The following is a 16,691-nucleotide window of genomic DNA, read 5'->3' on the forward strand; positions in this document are numbered from 1 at the left end:
TTAAAAAAAAAGAATTTTTTTGTCCTGCCTATCTCGGCTGGGCCCGTGTTTTTATTATCCTTCGGGGATCAGGAAGCGTTGGAGAACGGTAGCCTGAGGAGCTGATTTGCAGACTGCTGGCTGCGGGCATCGGCCAGATCCTGTGCACCCTCAATTGCATCGTTAAGATTGCCCAGTTTGTCCACCAGATTGATCTTTATCGCATCGGCACCCCGGATCACCCGACCATCCTCAATGTCTGACTTTGCGATCATCCTCTGCGTGGTTACATCGTTAATGAACTCCTGGAAACTCTCATTTACGATCTGCTGTGCATATGCCTGTTCGGCAGGAGTGAGCGCATGGGAATCCGCCCCCATATCCTTGAAGTCCCCGGATTTGACCACCGTCACGTTGTATCCTTCCTGTTTCATCCAGTCGCTGATATCCGAGAACGTCCAGATAACGCCGACCGCACCGGTCAGGGTATCGGGGTCCGCATAGATCTCGTTAGCATGGGCGCTTACATAATAAGCCGCGGAAGTGGCCATGCTCCCCATGGAGACCACAACCGGTTTCTTTGTCTTTGCGTACTCGAGATCCCCGATAATCTCCTCGGCTGCTGCCGGGGAACCTCCCGGGCTGTCCACGCGCAGCACGATGGCGTCTACCATCGGATCATCTGCGGCATCCCGCAGCTGGTTGCCCACGTATTCGCTTCCCACGCTGTCGTCGGCAATAAAATCGCCGGTATCAAGCGTTCCCTCCATCCGGATGACCTTTACGCCGGCATGCTGGGTGTCGGAGAGGAGATACACGGCTCCGAAGATCACGATCACGAGAAACAGACCGCCAATAATGATCAAAAGCCACTTCAGTCCGGGCCGCGGTGCGGGAGCCGGTGTAGTCATTGCAGGGTAAATTGCTGGGATTTCCATACAGGTAAGCTCTCAGGAGTACAGCACATCAAACTCGGAGACAAGGTTGCTGCCGCACATATAGTATTTCTTAAGATTCAGCCGGATCATCTCATCCTCTGTGTTGATATGCATTCCGCCAACCAGGGACGGTGTATCCGATCCGCCCACGATAAACGGGAGGTGGATGAGCCGGATCTCGTCAACCAGCTTGTCGTGGAGCATGTGCCAGTTGAGCGTGGGTCCGCCTTCGATCATGAGTTTCTTTACTCCATATTTGTCATGCAGGATCTGCATGAGGAGGGAGAGCTCGACATGATCTTTCCCGGCAACTGCCACGTTTACACCTTTTGCCCGGATCGCTTCGACCCGGTCTTTAGGGGCTTTTTCTGAAACGGCTATCAGTGTCGGCGCATCGGGGCCAAGCACGTTTGCGTCAAGCGGGATATCGGCCATGCTGCACGGGATTACCCGGAGCGGGCTCTTGCCCGGGACAAGGCGGACGGTCAAAAAGGAATTATCGATCCGGATCGTGTTTGCCCCGACCATGATCGCATCGTAGGCAGCCCGGGTCTCGTGGAGCAAAATTTCGGTCTCATGCGCCATGTACTTCATAAGGATCTTGCTTGAGGCGCCCTTTTTCAAGGTAAGTTTGCCGTCAGCGGTGATCTCAGACATCATCAACACGTGCGGGCGGACCGGTGCAGCTGCCATGATCTCTTCTCATTTTTTCATTTGGCGCGGTACGTAAATAATATGGTGATTGCGGTGGTTCAATATTCCGGCGTGCAGGGGGAATATACCGGATCCGGTGGAATCATGACGTAACTTTTAATGGTTCGCGTTCCTATGATGTGGATATGAACATTACCGCCCTCCGGCCCAGGTTCAAGCGGTACCTGGAGCCGGTTGCCGGGGTATTTGTCCGGTGCGGGATCACCCCCAACCAGTGCTCGTTTCTTGCCCTTGTTGCCGGGATCGCAGCCGCAGTGCTCTTTATGGAGCGGTGGTTCCTGGTCGGGAGCCTGTTTCTGCTCCTGTCGGCGCTCTTCGATCTCATCGATGGCAGCATCGCACGACAGACCAATTCCCACACAAACTTCGGTGCTGTCTTTGACTGGATCGTGGACAAGTACGTGGATGCGCTGGTGATCCTGGGAGTGGGTCTCTCGGGGATAGCCATTGTGAGCGGATTTTTGCCGGTCTCGCAGACTGCAGACTTTGCCATCGTCGGGCTTGCCATCACCGGTTCCCTGATGAACACATTTGTTAAACCGGTGGTGTACGCGGAGATCGGGTACCGCGAGAAGGTGGAAGGGAAGATCGATGACCCGCTCGAAGGGGTCGGGTTCTTTGGCCGCCCTGAGACCTTCCTCGTGCTGATCTTAGGGGGAGTTACCGGATTTATCTGGATTTCCGTTATCCTGATCGCGGTCTGCACCAACCTCTCGGCCATCCAGCGGATCCTGTACCTGTACAAAACCCTGTCCTGATCCGTTCAGGTGGGTATTTCCCCTTTTTTCTTGGCGGGTTTTCCAAACCCTGACAATTCTCCAAAAGTCTGTTGCACCGGCGGGGCCCCCTTGCGTGAAAATCCTTCTTATCCTCTCCCGGTTTCTGAAATATACAGGAATAATGTAGAATTGCATTCCCGTATTACGGTCTGCAGGTTGATCCCGTTTAAAAAAAGATTCCCGTCTGCTATTCCTGCGGGGGCCGGTTATCGTCATCCTGCCCGGCAGGTTTCGATGCGGGCGCAGCTTCGGGAACCGGTGCGGGTACAGGATTCTGCGGCCCCTTCCCACGGATCCGGTCAAAGTCGTGTACAATCTCGCCATAATAAAGTTGGTACAGATCGTCGGCAAAGTTCCCGAGCTGGGGGATGAGGACAAAAAGGCCGTACGCTATCAGGATCAAGGCGACAAGGGCAAGGAGCTCGGCGATCACGTTGTGCGCCCAGAAGAAACTCTCGTACCCGTATTCTCCATTGCTGGCAACATCAGACCAGTACGGGAACCACTGGCCGGTGTAGGCCATGATCACAAAAACATTCCGGAACAGGTTGAGGATGTAGATGGTTGGGGCAACGAGCAGGAATGCGAATACCTTCTGCCGGAGCGTTGTTGGGACAGCGGCTGCGACACCGAGCATGATCGCAATGCTCTGGATGCCGGTGCAGGCAAGGATGATCTCGACCCGGAAGCCGTTCTGCGCGATGATGTTCCAGGCATCGAGCGTGACCGGGTAGTTGAAGACATGTAGCAGCCAGACGACCTCGGTTACCACTCCTGTAATAAGCAGGTTTCCCACATCAGGAATGTATGTGAACGGGGCATAGATCAAAAAAGCCACCGCTGCAGCCCGGGAGAGGTGGAAGACCTCGGTGTTACCGGCAAGCAGGTATTTTATCGTGATATAGAGGAACGGGATCGAGAGTACCGCCATGATGGGGTAGAGAATATTGTTCTCGGAGAAGTATTCGGGCAGGTCGAAAAAAAGGTAAGCGACGATAAAGACCCAGCCGATGATAGCGGCATATTTCCGGTGGGGACCGGGTATCAGGAAAGCCAGAAATCCAAGGCAGGAGATCAGGACGAGATACTCGATCATCATACTTGTTTTGGCCTTATAAGCAAAAAAAGGATTCTGCCTTTACAGTGCATACTCCGGGCAGGGAGGGCCGGCGTTTAACCGCGGCTTTGCGGTTTTTCAGCGAGTCCCGTGAGAACCGGCGCCCGGCATACTCACCTTAATCTTGTAGCATGCCCTATACTGGTATCCGATGTTTTGTCCGGAATGTAAAAGTCTGCTGATGTCCTCGGGTGGCCAGCTCAAGTGCCGCAAGTGCGGGTATATCAGGAAGATCGAGTCCAATGACAAGATGACCATGGAGCGCAAGCGCACGGAGAACGAAATCACCATCGTGGACGATGAGGACGAAAAAGTAAACACCATGCCCACGATCCAGATCAAGTGCCCCAAGTGTGAGAACAACCTTGCCTTCTGGTGGCTCCGCCAGCTCCGGGCCGCTGATGAAAGCGAGGTGCGGTTCTTCCGGTGCACCGAGTGCGGCCACACCTGGCGCCAGTATGATTAATATATAGTAATACTTATAAAATATTAATGGGCTTATTTTTCAAAATTAGGCTTGTGTAAGGTCCGTGCCAACTGTAATAATTTGTGAGACTCAAGACAAAGTCTTGACCTGAGTACAATAAATCACATCTTCGTAATTGCGTTGCTTAAAAAATTGATACCAGAGGGTGTTAATTTGGCATATTCATCAACAAAATTATTAATTTTCATATCTCTTACAAAATCTGGATCAAAATGAAGAAGTTTTTCTTCAAATCTATATCTTAATTCTTCCAAGGGCATATCTTTTATTTTTTCTCGTGAAAGATGCAGGGTATGATCCAAATTGTGTACTAAATATAATGACATGCGACCTAGGGAACTACCTCTTCGGTTTCTCGTTGAATTGTTCTGTTCCATATCTAGTCGTCGTTGCAAATGACTAATTTGCTTTTTCATCTCGTCAATTGCTTTCTCTCTTTCTTGTAATTGACGAATAGCTTCAAGTTTTTCGTGCTCTTGAAGCGTTGTTTTTTCCACAAGTTTATGGATCATTGTATTTCTTGCATCGAGTTCTTTTTGTAAATTTTTTGATTCTTCAGAAATTTCTTTTTTTGTTGATTCGGGATTACCTTTCATATAACTTGGTAATTTCTCGACGCTTTCTTTTAGATCAGATTGTCCTTCATCAATATGTCGCAATTTTTCTTCAAATCCTGCTTCAATTCTACCCAATAATTCCGATACATGCGTTGTAAATCGATACGTATTATTATAGAAAATATTGCTCGTTTCTGAAGCTTTGAAATAAAAAGCGATGGAAAGAAAAATCGCAAAAATAGCCATAGATAACGATAATAAGTCTGAAAATCTTAAATCTGTAAAATCAAATTTAAAATTTCCAATTACAATGTTGTATACAAAAAGCAGCAATGATATAACTAAAAATAAACTAATAATCCCCCATAAAAAAAGTTTAAACCAACTTTCTCTATTTCGAATTTTATCATCTAATACTGTATTCCGATTATGCATATCATTTTCATACAAAATAAATTTATTATTAAAGGGAATGTGCCATTTAAAATCCTCAAAATCTTCTTTATTTTTATCGGATTTATCCATATTCTTTTATTGTTGTGTCAAAGTAGTTATTTTTTACTTATTCTTTAATGAGGTTTAATTGTTTTAACGTTAGATTTTCCCGGATGATTCTGTCTCCTTCGGGGCCATGGTCTGGGTTGTGAAGGGTGGTGCTGCGCCAGATGAAGTTTGGGTGTTCCTCCACGGTCCCTTTCATCGCTCGTGAAAGATTATGGGAGCAGCCGAAGAACCGGTAACCCTTTTTCCATGCAATCGCATTAAAAACCAGTTTTCTTCAGGGGACCCGTCCGGGATAGTGCCACGAAAGGTCTTCGTCAGATATGTCATGAGGTAAATTCCTGTGCGGAGATTTCGCGCTCCTTTTGAAGTTGTTTGTTTCTCCGGCCTGGTGTAGTGGATATTTATGAGACTACTGATGGAGCACCCACTGAAAGGGCAGGGGACACTCCCGGCTAACCGATCTGAGATACACTCATCCGGGCCCGGATTAAGCCCGGATGACCCTTTTTTTGGCCCCCATCGGAGCCCATTTCGGGCTCCGTTTAAATTCAAGCCCAAATAGGCCGTATTTTGGCAAACGGACGATTTTAATGAATCTCATAAAGGCCATTTCCTGCCCTGATCTCACTTCAAACTGGTGTTCGGTCGATCCCGGAAAAAGTGGCTCAAAAAAAGGCCACTGTGGCCCGCTAATGGGCATTATATGAGGCTTAATTTGGGCGTATTTTCGCAAATAAATCGATTTAATGGCTTTGTTTCCACGCGAACCGAATCGGACGGTTTTACGGGCGTATTTTGGGGGGGTAATTTCATGGTGATTGAGCGATCCTTCCCCATTTCACCATCTCGCAAAAATCCACCGGGTCTTCCAGACCTGTCACGCAGGGAAACTCTTTCTCATGCACAATGATAGCAGTACACTCCGGTCTCATGATATCCCGTGGTCAAAAAAAAATCAGTCCTTTCTCATGGCCATCTCAACTGCGACCCGGAGCTGCCGTTCGTCAAACGGCTTGAGGAGGAACCCGTCAGGGACGGTCCGTCGAGCCTGTTCAAGGATCTCAGATTCGTCATGGCCGGTCATGTACACAAACGGGATATCGGTGTTGTTGAGGAGGTAATCGCCCACCGCAATTCCCTCGTTTCTCCCCTGGAGCTCGATATCGAGCAGGGCGATGTCGGGTTCACTTGTCCGGATCCCGTCCACCGCTGCCCCGGCATTATCCGCATGCCCGCAGACATCGTATCCGAGTTTCTTTAACCGGCAGTCCAGGAGATCTGCCAGCTGACTGTCATCTTCCATATAGAAGATCTTAAGCGGAGGTCTCATATCTTAATTTAAAAATAATAACTTTATGTATATAAAACCTCTTTATAGACCTGTCCCAGAGTTGTTGAAGAACAACACAAGCATGGCCGCCAACCGGTCGTTCCCGGGTGACACAAAGAGGAGATTCACTTCTTAAAAAAAGGGAAAACAAAAAAAATCAGAGCAGCCCCGGTGCCTTGACCCTGAACTTCTGCCAGAGCACACGGCCCATGACACGGTAGGTGAAGTCCAGCTCTTCGAAACTGGGGATATCGTGCTCTTTTAACATCTCCCGGCCCACGTTGAGCGAATCGCCGCCAAGCATGGTTACAATCACCCGGTTCTCGGTTTTTTCGGAGAACTTGAGGATCTGCCGGGCCAGCTGCTCTGAGGTCAGCACAAGGTTTGGGAAGTCCACGATAAAGGCCATGTCCCAGAGATCCCCGTGCCTGGTGAGCACCTCGAAGGTTTTCTCGAAACGCTTCTCGGTCGCATCGCCCAGAAGATCGATGGGGTTGCCCTTGTTCCAGAACTCGGGCAAAAACTCGTTAAGTTCGTCGATAACTTCCCTTGGGAGATCGATGAGCTCGATCCCGTACCGCTCCGCATAGTCTGAGGAGAGCACGGCAAAGCCGCCAGCGTTAGTGACAACGACCGCACGCTTGCCCTTGGGGTAGCGTTTGGGATGGGCGAGCATCCGTGCCGCAAGGAATGCACCAGTGAGCGTGTGGACCGCGATAACTCCTGACTTGCGGAACGCTTCCATGTACACTTCGTACGAACCGGAGAGTGAGCCGGTGTGCGAAGAGGCTGCGGCTGAGCCGCGGCGGGACGACCCGGACTTGATGGCAATCACGGGCTTGGACTGCGCAACCTCGGATACGACTTCCATAAATGTCTTGCCGTCGTTGATCTGCTCAATGTACATGATGATGGCTTTCGTTTTCGGATCTTTCTCTACATACCGGAGGTAATCGATGAAGTCGAGGTCGCACTGGTTGCCCACTGAGATGACGTTTGAGAACCCGATGTTCTGGGCGAGGCTCCAGTCAACGACCGTGTTGATGATGGCACCGCTCTGGGAGAGGAATGCGATATTGCCCGGCTTTGGCGACTGGTGGACGTAGGTGGTATCAATACCTCTGGGCGGGACGATCAGGCCAAGGCAGTTGGGGCCGATGATCCGGATCCCGTGGCCTTTTGCGATCTGCACGACACGGTCCTCGAGCGCTTTACCCTCTGGGCCCATCTCCTTAAAGCCGGCTGTGATAATAACGACCATGGAGACTCCCTTTGCCCCGCACTCTTCAACTACGGCAGGCACATTGACGGCAGGTACCGTGATGACGGCCATGTCAACCGGCGCCGGGATCGCCGAGATCGTGGGATATGCCTTGAGCCCCTGGATCTCCGGGCGCTTGTTATTGACCGGGTAAAGCTGCCCCGGGAAGTGCAGGAGGTTATGCATGACCGCGTACCCCATCTTGGAGGAGTCCTGGGATGCACCGATCACGGCAATAGAACGGGGGGTAAAATATTCTAAAGGCACCGGAGGATGTTCCTTTTTTACTGCCTGGTGAACGGTGTCGGTTACGATCACGCGGGCATCCACCGCACAGGCGCCGGATTCGTACAGCCGAAGCGGGTTGATATCGAACTCAACGATGTGTTCGTTCTCAAGGAAGAACCGGCTGACATCTCCGATAATCTTTACCAGGGTCTCCTCATCGCGGGGCTTGGATCCGCGGTACCCGGCAATGAGCGGGTAGGCATTGATCTCTTTTACCATCTGCCTGATCTCATCCTCGGTTACCGGCAGGATCCGGAGCGTCACATCCTTCATGAGCTCGACCATCGTGCCGCCCATGCCAAAGGTGATCACCTTGCCAAAGGCCGGGTCCGTCCGCCCGCCAATGATCAGTTCGAGACCGGGCTCTGCCTGCTGCTCGACCATAACGCCGTCGATTTCTGCATCGGCATTGTATGCCTTGGCGTTATCGATGATTCTGGTGAATGCGCCAAGCGCTGCTTTCCTGCTCCCGATACCGACCATCACACCGCCGGCATCGCTCTTGTGGACGATCTGCGGGGAGATGATCTTCATCACCACCGGGCATCCCATCTTCTCGGCCGCGATCGCAGCATCCTCGCCATTCTTGACGATCTGGTACGCCGGGACCGGAATGTCGTATTTCCGCAAAATGTCGTATCCTTCTGCTTCAGAGAGCATCTTCTGGGTCAAACGTTTCACCTCGAATAACGGTCTGGGGAAATTTTTTTAGATCTCCCCGGTTCTTTTCCGGTATGCAGGCAGAGGGCCCGGTCACGTGGACGTGCTTAAGAGAGCGCACCCGGAGTCTGTGATATGATTAGAAATTTGGTGATTCCTCATTTAAATGTGCTGAATTGTAAGCAATGCGCGATACAGGTCAAACGGACGGAGAATTGAGCGACTTTTGATATTCTGACCGCAAAGATTAACTTTAATTCATCATTATTGATAATGTAGATTAGGAGTACGTTATGGATATGAGCGCAGATTCCGGGCAACAGCCGAAGTATTATACGCCGGACCCCTCCTACCGCGTGCACAGCTGGATGGGAGATTATTCCTGGACATACAACGAGTTTGTCAAGGATCCGGACAAGTTCTGGGACCACATCGCCCAGAAACTCCACTGGTTCTCCCCCTACGATAAGGTAAGCGAGTGGAACTACCCGTACGCGAAGTGGTTTGTCAACGGCAAGACAAACATCACGTACAACTGTCTGGACCGGCACGTGCTCGGGGACCGGCGCAACAAGGTGGCGCTGATCTGGAAAGGCGAGTACCCCGAGGAAGAGCGTGTCTTTACCTACCGGCAGCTGTACCGTGAGGTACAGCGGTTTGCAAACGGTCTTAAAAAGCTGGGCGTGGTAAAGGGAGACCGGGTCTGCATTTACATGCCGGTCATCCCCGAGCAGGTGATCGCCATGCTTGCCTGCACACGGATTGGTGCCATTCACTCCGTGGTCTTTGGCGGGTACGGGGCCGCAGCGCTCAACCAGCGGATCGTGGGAGCAGGGGCCAAGATCGTGATCACTGCCGATATGGCGATCCGTAGAGGCAAGGCGATTCCGCTCAAGCACATTATCGAAGAGGCCGTTATCAATGCCCCGACTGTTGAGAAGATCATTATCCTGCGCCGGGAGCAGCGCACGCCGGTCGAGCTCCACAGCGAGATGGAGATTGATTTCTACGAGGCAATGGCCGATGTCAGCTCCGATTGCCCGGCCGAGGTCATGGATGCGGAAGACCCGCTCTTTATCCTGTACACGAGCGGCACCACCGGCGCACCCAAGGGAATTGTCCATACCTGCGGGGGCTACATGGTGGGAGTGTATTATACTACTAAGTACATCTTCGACATCAAGGAGCACGATGTGTACTGGTGCACCGCCGACCCCGGCTGGATCACCGGCCACTCCTATGTTGTGTACGGCCCGCTTTCGGTGGGCGCAACCGTGCTCATTGCCGAGAACACCCCGGATTACCCGGACCCGGGTACATGGTGGAAGATCGTGGAGGAGTACGGTGTCAACATTCTTTACACTGCGCCGACCGCGATACGGATGTTTATGAAACTCGGGGAGGAATGGCCCAACAAATATAATCTCAGTTCGCTGCGGGTGCTCGGATCGGTCGGCGAACCGCTCAACCCCGAGGCATTCGAGTGGTTCTACCATGTGATCGGGAAAGACAAGTGCCCGATTGTTGATACCTGGTGGCAGACCGAGACCGGCATGCACATGGTGACCACGGTGTTGGGTGAGCCTATGCGGCCAGGCTTCGTGGGCAAGTCTGTGCCCGGTATCGTGGCCGACGTTGTGGACAAGGATGGCAACAGCGTGGAGCCGGGTAAGAGTGGTTTTCTCGTGATCAAAAAGCCCTGGCCCTCCATGATGCGGACCATCTGGAACAACGACGAGCGCTACCGCAAGTACTGGGAGACAATCCCCGGCTGCTACCAGGTAGGAGACCTGGCCATCAGAGGCGAGGATGGTTATATCATGGTGATCGGTCGGTCCGATGATCTTATCATTGTCTCGGGCCACAATATCGGTACTGCCGAGGTGGAGAGTGCACTTGTCTCCCATAAGGCAGTGGCAGAAGCAGCAGTGATCGGCAAACCCGACCCCCTTAAGGGAAACACGATCAAGGCGTTTGTTACGCTCCGCGTCGGTCATACTCCAAGCGAGAAGCTCAAAAACGAGCTTATCTACCATGTGCGGATCACTCTTGGGCCCATTGCCATGCCCTCGGAGATCGAGTTTGTTGACTCGCTGCCCAAGACCCGGAGCGGGAAGATCGTCCGCCGCGTTCTCAAGGCAAAAGAGATGGGGATGGACCCGGGCGATATATCTACGCTTGATGAATAATAGAGGGCAAATTCTCCATAGCCCTCATTTTCCTGCAGGTATTCCCGGCGGTCATACTTGCCCCTCCGGCACTCCGGATACCCGATGCATTTTTATATCGTGCTCCCCTTTCTTTATATGCTTTATATACACGGGGATGACGGGCACGCGATCTCCCCGGTTCAAATGGATCTAAAGGCTCACAAAAGACAACAGGTGATGATACCATGAAGGCAAACCCAGAGGACTCCCTTAAAATAGAAAATATCGTTGCATCAGCAAAGGTGACCGATTACCTCGACCTGCCGGCGCTCGCCTCCAAGATCAAGGACGCCGAGTACAACAAGAAACGCTTCCCTGGTGTTGTCCTGCGGATGCAGGACCCCAAGATCGCAGCGCTTGTCTTTGGCTCAGGCAAGGTTGTACTGACGGGGGCAAAGAGCGTGGACAGCCTGTCAAAAGGACTGACCATCCTTGGTAATCAGCTCCGCAGCCTGGATATCGACATCCCCAAAAAGCTTACCTACAAGATCCAGAATATCGTGACCTCGGCCGATCTCGCAACCGCGATCAACCTCAACAAGATCGCAGTCGGCTTTAACCTTGACCGGATCGAGTACGAACCCGAACAGTTCCCGGGCCTCGTTTACAGGCTTGAGAATCCCAAGGTCGTGGTTCTCCTTTTTGGCTCGGGAAAACTGATCATTACCGGTGGCAAGGAACCCGAGGATGCAAAGAAAGCCGTAGTCAAGATCTTATCGGATCTGCGCAGCCTGGGACTGATGTGAATCCCAGGTCCCGTTGTGCGCAGCATTACAGCAAATGGGCAGCATATCGTAACCCTTTTTAAATATTGCAGCCTTATTGCGTAGGAATATTTATAGCGTTACAATAGAGAATCAGAGAATAAAAATAACACGGATATATAAATACTGTGTTTATTGTTCATCGATAACATATGATATATATCTTGTGAAAGATAAATGGAAGTGGAAGACCGAGGGAAAAACCCGGAGGAATGTGCATGAGAACAGAAAACGTGATGTATTTCACCGAAAAAGAGGAGGAGTTTGCAAACCTCCTCATCGAGATAGGGACAAAGAAGAATGTGGCAAAGGTGCTGGTCTTTTTAGCCAATATCCCCGAAGCCACTTCACGTGCTATCGAGCGCGGGACGGATCTCCGCCAGCCCGAAGTGAGCATTGCCATGCGGTATCTTATGGACCAGGGCTGGATCACCAGCCGCGAGAGCAAGGCCGAGAGCAAGGGACGCCCGGTCAAGATTTACGAACTGGCCAAGCCCATTGTCGATATTATGGACAGCATTGAGAAAGAAAAGAAGAAAGAAGCTACAAACCAGCTTGCAATGATCCAGAAGTTACGGGACTACATCCGGTGATGTAAGGACCGAGCACTTTTTTTCATTCCCCACAATTATTGTTGTATTTCCTGTAAGCCGGGTAAAAAGGCCGCTCTCGATCACGCCGGGAATGGCAGCGATTCCCGCTTCGAGCAGAGCCGGGTCAGGGATCTCCTCGAACTGGCAGTCCACAATAAAGTTCCCGTTGTCCGTGATAACCGGGCCGTCCTTTTTGACCGCTTCGCGGATAAACGGCCGGCACCCAAGGCCCCGCAGCTGGGCCAACGCGGTCTTGGTGGCAAACGGGAGAGTTTCGACCGGGACAACACCGGCAAGTTTTTTTACCATTTTTGCCTCATCAACAACTACGATAAACCGGAAAGCTGCCGACGCCACGCACTTCTCCCGGGTAATTGCTGCCCCCCTGCCCTTGATCAGCCGGAACTGCGGGTCTGCCTGATCTGCACCGTCAATGGCAAGATCAAGTACCGGGTTATCGTCAAGTGTTGTTAACGGGATCCCGTACTCCCGTGCCTTCATCGCGGTCTGGTACGAGGTCGGGACGCCCACCACCGAGAGCCCGTCGCGGATCCGGCCCGAGAGACATTCTATTGCATAAAAAACCGTGGAACCGGTCCCAAGACCTATCACCATGCCGTCTTCTACCATCTCTGCTGCCTGGTATCCTGCTGCCCGTTTTGCCGCGGCAACTGCATCTGCTGTGCCTGCCATAGTGATGATAGGATGGGGTGTGGTGATAATTAAAACTGGTGAAGGGGAGGGAATGTTGAGGGAAACTCTTGTCCTGCAAAATGCGGAAAAGCCGGATTCTTCGATCGACCTTTTTATTCTTCAGGTATAATTACGATGGCCCCCTCCGCCCCCGAAGGGGCGCCCCCGCGGTGGGCAAATGACTAAAAATCTCCGAACCGGAACAATTTCCATTAAACTAAAAACAATGAATCCCGTAAGGAAAAATCTCCCCTCCCTGAGTGGGAGAGATTGGGGCGCGGAGCCCTCGTTTCGTACCAGGGATCCAAAAACAACGATAATGTTATTTTAAGAAAATCTTCTTTGTGTCCTCGTCCGCCGTACGCGCCGTGCAGTCAAGCGTTATCGGCGTGATTGAGACATTGCCTTTTCTTACCGCATGCACGTCGGTTCCTTCCTCGGCGTCTTCAAGAAGCGGGCCGTTGATCCAGAAGTAGGGCCGGCCCCGGGGGTCGAGCCGTTTTTCCACGCCGGTGTGGAAGAGCTTGCGGGCAAGATGCGTGACCTCGTACCCGCCTTTGATTGTCGAGGGAATATTCACGTTGATCACATCGGCAGCCGGGGGAAATCCCGACGCAAGCACCCGTTCTACCACGTCCCGCACTACCTTCTTTGCCGCATCAAAACTCTGCGCTGACTGGCCGGGGTCATCGAACTTGTCCCCCTGGTCTTCCACCTGGAGCGAGAATGCGATCCCTTTTGTGCCCTGGTTTGCGGCCTCGAGCGCCGCACCCACCGTGCCTGAAGTCATGATCGATTCATAAGAGAGGTTCTCGCCGATATTGATCCCGCTTACCACAAGCGCCGGGGCGAGTTTCAATGCGTACAGCCCGATGATCGCCGCGTCGGTGGGCTTGCCTCCCACTGCCCAAGCAGGGTTCCCGTTGATCTTTATCCGGTTTGCCCGGATAGGCTCAAAGATCGAGATCGAGCGGCCCACAGCGCTCTGCTGGGTTGCCGGCGCTACGACCGTCACGTCCGCAATGGGGGAAAGTGCCTCGTATGCCGCCCAGATCCCAAGGGAGTTCACACCGTCATCGTTAGTGAGCAGGATCGCGGGTCTCATAAACAACGGGTACTTCTTGCACTGCCCTCTCAATTAACTTCACCGATCCGCATCAGACAGGCCCGCAGCACAATAGTAATTGCCCGCAGATGCAATAGTACCGTGATGAAGGTCCTGCTTGCCGAGTATACCACCGCCCGCGATCCTGCACTTGCTCCCGAAGGGGCGGCGATGCTCGATGTCCTTGTACAGAGTTTTACCCGGTGCGGGTACGAGGTTGTGCTTCCCGGTCCCGGCGATTTTTACGAAGAGATCGTGCGCCTCGCCCCTCTCTGCGATATGGGTCTTGTAATTGCACCTGATCATCTGCTTGCAAAGTTCACCCTCCCGATCGAACAGTATTCGCATAACCTTGGCTGCGGGAGCATGAATGCCGCGGTGGCTGCAAACAAGGTGACCACCGGCCGGGTCCTGCGGGGTCACGGGGTTGCGGTGCCGGCCGATGCACCCTCCGGCCGGCACGTGGTAAAGCCGGTGTCCGGTTGCGATTCACAGGGTGTCCGGCTTACCGCCGAACTTCCCGGAAAAGGAGAATTTGCGGAGGAATACCTCGAAGGCGAACAGTACTCGGTAAGCCTTGTGCTGAGCCGGGTGGTAGGCGAGGCATGCCTGTACTTCTCCGGCAATCCCCCGCTTGTCCTTTCCGTGAACCGGCAGGATGTGACGCTCAACCCGGATGGCGAGTTTGCCTATGCCGGCGGTGAGACCCCGGTTCATCCCCCGCGTGAAGCAGAGATCCTTGATGCTGCCGTAAAGGCTGCAACGGTGCTTGGGTGCCAGGGGTACTGCGGCGTCGATGTTATCGTGGGCGACAAGGTGTACGTGGTCGACGTAAACCCGAGAATCACCACAAGCCTTGTCGGGATTGCTGCCTGTATGAAAGAGGAGATTGCCGAACTGCTGGTTGCCGCCTCACAGGGAAATGCACCCCGCGAAGTGCACCTGTCCGGCCGCGTGCGGTTCGACCGGTCGGGAAAGGTCACCCGGTTATGATTGGTATCGATGTGGGCGGCGCAAACCTCAAGGTTGCCGATGGGCAGGGAGTACATATCCACTACTGCCCGCTCTGGACCGGCGCCCCAATTTCTGATCTCCTCCGGCAGTACGCAGCAGCGGCCGACCATAACGAACCTGCCGCAGTCGTGATGAGCGGCGAGCTTGCGGACTGTTTTGAGAACAAACTGCAGGGGATTGGGTTTATTGCCGATGCGGTGCGGAAAGTCTTCCCAAAAGCCCGATTCTACGGCACCGATGCCACCTTCCACGATGGCGCAGTTCCGGTGCTTGCTGCGGCAAACTGGCTCGTCTCTGCCGATTTCCTGCGGGAAAAGTACCCGGATGCGGTGCTGCTCGACATCGGGAGTACGACCGCAGACATTATTCCCCTTTCGCGTTTTTCCGATCTGCTCGGCCTGACAGATCTTGCGCGGCTCCAGAAGGGGTACCTCGTGTACACCGGTATGCTCCGGACCCCGGTGGCAACGCTTCTTTCCTCTGTGAATCTTGGCAGGATCACAACCCCGGTCAGCACGGAATATTTTGCCGCAAGCGCCGATGCACACCTGGTGCTCGGCCATATTGCCCCGGTGGAATATACCTGCGATACTCCGGACCACAAAGAGAAGACTCCTGAAGCATCTTTACGCCGTCTTGCCCGGGTAGTCTGCGCCGATCTCGAAGAGATCGGGGAGGAGGGCGCCCGGGAGATCGCGGGTGCGTTCTGGGAGCGGCAGAAGGAGATCGTCTGCGGCGCAGTACGCCGGGTACAGGAAGAGAACGGGGTATCATCCGTGATTGTGGCGGGCCTCGGGGCCTCCCTTTTCGCCCGGGAACTATGCGGCACCGATCTCAACCGGGCGCTCGGGCCGGTGGCGGATGCGCTGCCGGCGTACGCGGTCCGCGAGGTGGCGTTACGAAAGCATGGAAAATGAGTGTGCTCCTGCTCGCGTGCTCGCTCGGTCTGACCGCACTCTTATGGAGCCTGCACCTGCCGGTCTTCTTTTTCTTCCTCTGGATCCCGATCCTCCCCTTCTTTTCGCAGCGGCCGGTGAAGCGCTGCCCGGTATGCGGATGGAAAACCGCAGGCAGTGAGAACTTCTGCCCCGCTGACGGCACCCAGCTCACTCCCTGCCCCTGTGGCAAGGGCGGAGAGGGTGGTCACTGACAAGGGGAGATTTACCCCGAAGAGCGCTGTTGCGGGGACCGGGCCGGCAAACCTCTTTACGTACTTCCGGCAGCTGGTCCGGTCCACGATCACGTCCATCGCGTCCAGCCATGCGGCAGCCCTGTTGGCCGGCATCATGGTAGCAAGGGTTACGCAAAGATCCACGACCGGCGAACCGATCCGGGTGCCCGGGTAGAACGGCTCATCCGCATTTACGATGGCACCACAGCGTGTGCAGATAAACCGTTTCACCGTCACGTGCAGCGTGCGCTCCCGGTCATTCTCCCGGATAACTGCAAAGATCTTTTTTTTTGTATCATAGCCTGAGACCGGCCCCCCGCAGGAGGGACAGGAAGCCCGGTCCGTAAAGATCGCCCCGTCAACCACAATGAGAGAGGCCTGGACAATGGTGGAGAGCATAGGCGGGATACGGGGTGCCTTCATGGGACTGCTCCACGATGAGCATAATGGTTCTGGCCCGGATCTTCTGCCGTTAACCCACTAATAATCATCATTTTTTCATCAGATTTGATCACGCTTAAATATAT

Annotated in this window: 16 protein-coding genes; 7 read left to right on the forward strand and 9 right to left on the reverse strand. The window is 53.2% G+C overall.

Annotated elements, in window-relative coordinates:
- Positions 1 to 68: 68 nt before the first annotated feature.
- A complete protein-coding gene (sppA, locus tag MBOO_RS04755) occupies positions 69 to 917 on the reverse strand; it encodes a signal peptide peptidase SppA (protein ID WP_012106449.1) in 849 nt (282 codons plus the stop codon).
- A 12-nt stretch (positions 918 to 929) separates the two neighbouring features.
- The gene (locus tag MBOO_RS04760) at positions 930 to 1,610 is read right to left on the reverse strand and encodes a dihydrofolate reductase family protein (protein ID WP_012106450.1); all 681 of its coding nucleotides are present in this window, start codon (positions 1,608 to 1,610) and stop codon (positions 930 to 932) included.
- Between the two features lie 146 nt (positions 1,611 to 1,756).
- On the opposite strand from MBOO_RS04760, the gene MBOO_RS04765 reads away from it, so the two are divergent.
- Positions 1,757 to 2,389, forward strand: coding sequence for a CDP-alcohol phosphatidyltransferase family protein (locus MBOO_RS04765; protein ID WP_012106451.1), 633 nt, complete (start codon positions 1,757 to 1,759; stop codon positions 2,387 to 2,389).
- Between the two features lie 208 nt (positions 2,390 to 2,597).
- On the opposite strand, the gene artA is transcribed toward MBOO_RS04765, so the two are convergent.
- The gene (gene artA / locus MBOO_RS04770) at positions 2,598 to 3,506 is read right to left on the reverse strand and encodes an archaeosortase A (RefSeq protein WP_157677734.1); all 909 of its coding nucleotides are present in this window, start codon (positions 3,504 to 3,506) and stop codon (positions 2,598 to 2,600) included.
- A gap of 172 nt (positions 3,507 to 3,678) precedes the next feature.
- Between artA and MBOO_RS04775 the strand changes: the two genes are divergently transcribed.
- On the forward strand, positions 3,679 to 3,993 hold the full coding sequence (locus MBOO_RS04775) for a transcription factor S (protein ID WP_012106454.1): 315 nt from the start codon (positions 3,679 to 3,681) through the stop codon (positions 3,991 to 3,993).
- A gap of 122 nt (positions 3,994 to 4,115) precedes the next feature.
- Here the strand turns inward: MBOO_RS04775 and MBOO_RS04780 are convergent, their stop codons facing one another.
- From MBOO_RS04780 to MBOO_RS04790, 3 genes are all read right to left on the reverse strand, one after another.
- Positions 4,116 to 5,096 (reverse strand): hypothetical protein, encoded by a 981-nt coding sequence (locus MBOO_RS04780; protein WP_048068295.1) that lies wholly within the window; start codon positions 5,094 to 5,096, stop codon positions 4,116 to 4,118.
- A gap of 934 nt (positions 5,097 to 6,030) precedes the next feature.
- The gene (locus tag MBOO_RS04785) at positions 6,031 to 6,405 is read right to left on the reverse strand and encodes a response regulator (RefSeq protein ID WP_012106456.1); all 375 of its coding nucleotides are present in this window, start codon (positions 6,403 to 6,405) and stop codon (positions 6,031 to 6,033) included.
- A 157-nt stretch (positions 6,406 to 6,562) separates the two neighbouring features.
- Positions 6,563 to 8,626 (reverse strand): acetate--CoA ligase family protein, encoded by a 2,064-nt coding sequence (locus MBOO_RS04790; RefSeq protein WP_012106457.1) that lies wholly within the window; start codon positions 8,624 to 8,626, stop codon positions 6,563 to 6,565.
- A 281-nt stretch (positions 8,627 to 8,907) separates the two neighbouring features.
- On the opposite strand from MBOO_RS04790, the gene acs reads away from it, so the two are divergent.
- The 3 genes from acs (at position 8,908) to MBOO_RS04805 (ending at position 12,181) form a co-directional block, all read left to right on the forward strand.
- Positions 8,908 to 10,803, forward strand: a complete 1,896-nt coding sequence (gene acs / locus MBOO_RS04795; RefSeq protein ID WP_012106458.1) for an acetate--CoA ligase — start codon at positions 8,908 to 8,910, stop codon at positions 10,801 to 10,803.
- A gap of 206 nt (positions 10,804 to 11,009) precedes the next feature.
- Entirely contained in the window at positions 11,010 to 11,570 is a 561-nt protein-coding gene (locus MBOO_RS04800) for a TATA-box-binding protein (protein ID WP_012106459.1), read from the forward strand.
- A 236-nt stretch (positions 11,571 to 11,806) separates the two neighbouring features.
- Positions 11,807 to 12,181: a TrmB family transcriptional regulator gene (locus MBOO_RS04805; RefSeq protein ID WP_012106460.1), complete on the forward strand. Its 375-nt coding sequence runs from the start codon at positions 11,807 to 11,809 to the stop codon at positions 12,179 to 12,181.
- Here MBOO_RS04805 and rpiA read toward each other — a convergent pair.
- Both rpiA and surE read right to left on the reverse strand, forming a co-directional pair.
- Positions 12,161 to 12,874, reverse strand: coding sequence for a ribose-5-phosphate isomerase RpiA (gene rpiA, locus MBOO_RS04810; protein ID WP_012106461.1), 714 nt, complete (start codon positions 12,872 to 12,874; stop codon positions 12,161 to 12,163). The genes MBOO_RS04805 and rpiA overlap by 21 nt on opposite strands.
- A 322-nt stretch (positions 12,875 to 13,196) precedes the next feature.
- Positions 13,197 to 13,979: a 5'/3'-nucleotidase SurE gene (surE, locus tag MBOO_RS04815; protein ID WP_012106462.1), complete on the reverse strand. Its 783-nt coding sequence runs from the start codon at positions 13,977 to 13,979 to the stop codon at positions 13,197 to 13,199.
- 105 nt (positions 13,980 to 14,084) lie between these two features.
- Here surE and MBOO_RS04820 point away from each other — a divergent pair, with 105 nt between their 5' ends.
- Positions 14,085 to 14,972, forward strand: a complete 888-nt coding sequence (locus tag MBOO_RS04820) for an ATP-grasp domain-containing protein (protein WP_012106463.1) — start codon at positions 14,085 to 14,087, stop codon at positions 14,970 to 14,972.
- On the forward strand, positions 14,969 to 15,910 hold the full coding sequence (locus MBOO_RS04825) for a hydantoinase/oxoprolinase family protein (protein ID WP_012106464.1): 942 nt from the start codon (positions 14,969 to 14,971) through the stop codon (positions 15,908 to 15,910). The genes MBOO_RS04820 and MBOO_RS04825 overlap by 4 nt, the downstream gene beginning before the upstream one ends.
- A 41-nt stretch (positions 15,911 to 15,951) precedes the next feature.
- On the opposite strand, the gene MBOO_RS13815 is transcribed toward MBOO_RS04825, so the two are convergent.
- Positions 15,952 to 16,587 carry a hypothetical protein gene (locus MBOO_RS13815; protein ID WP_012106465.1) on the reverse strand — a complete coding sequence of 212 codons (636 nt, stop codon included), beginning with the start codon at positions 16,585 to 16,587 and terminating at the stop codon, positions 15,952 to 15,954.
- Between the last annotated feature and the right edge of the window lie 104 nt (positions 16,588 to 16,691).

The organism is Methanoregula boonei 6A8, assembly GCF_000017625.1.
GTDB classification, from domain to species: Archaea; Halobacteriota; Methanomicrobia; order Methanomicrobiales; family Methanospirillaceae; genus Methanoregula; species Methanoregula boonei.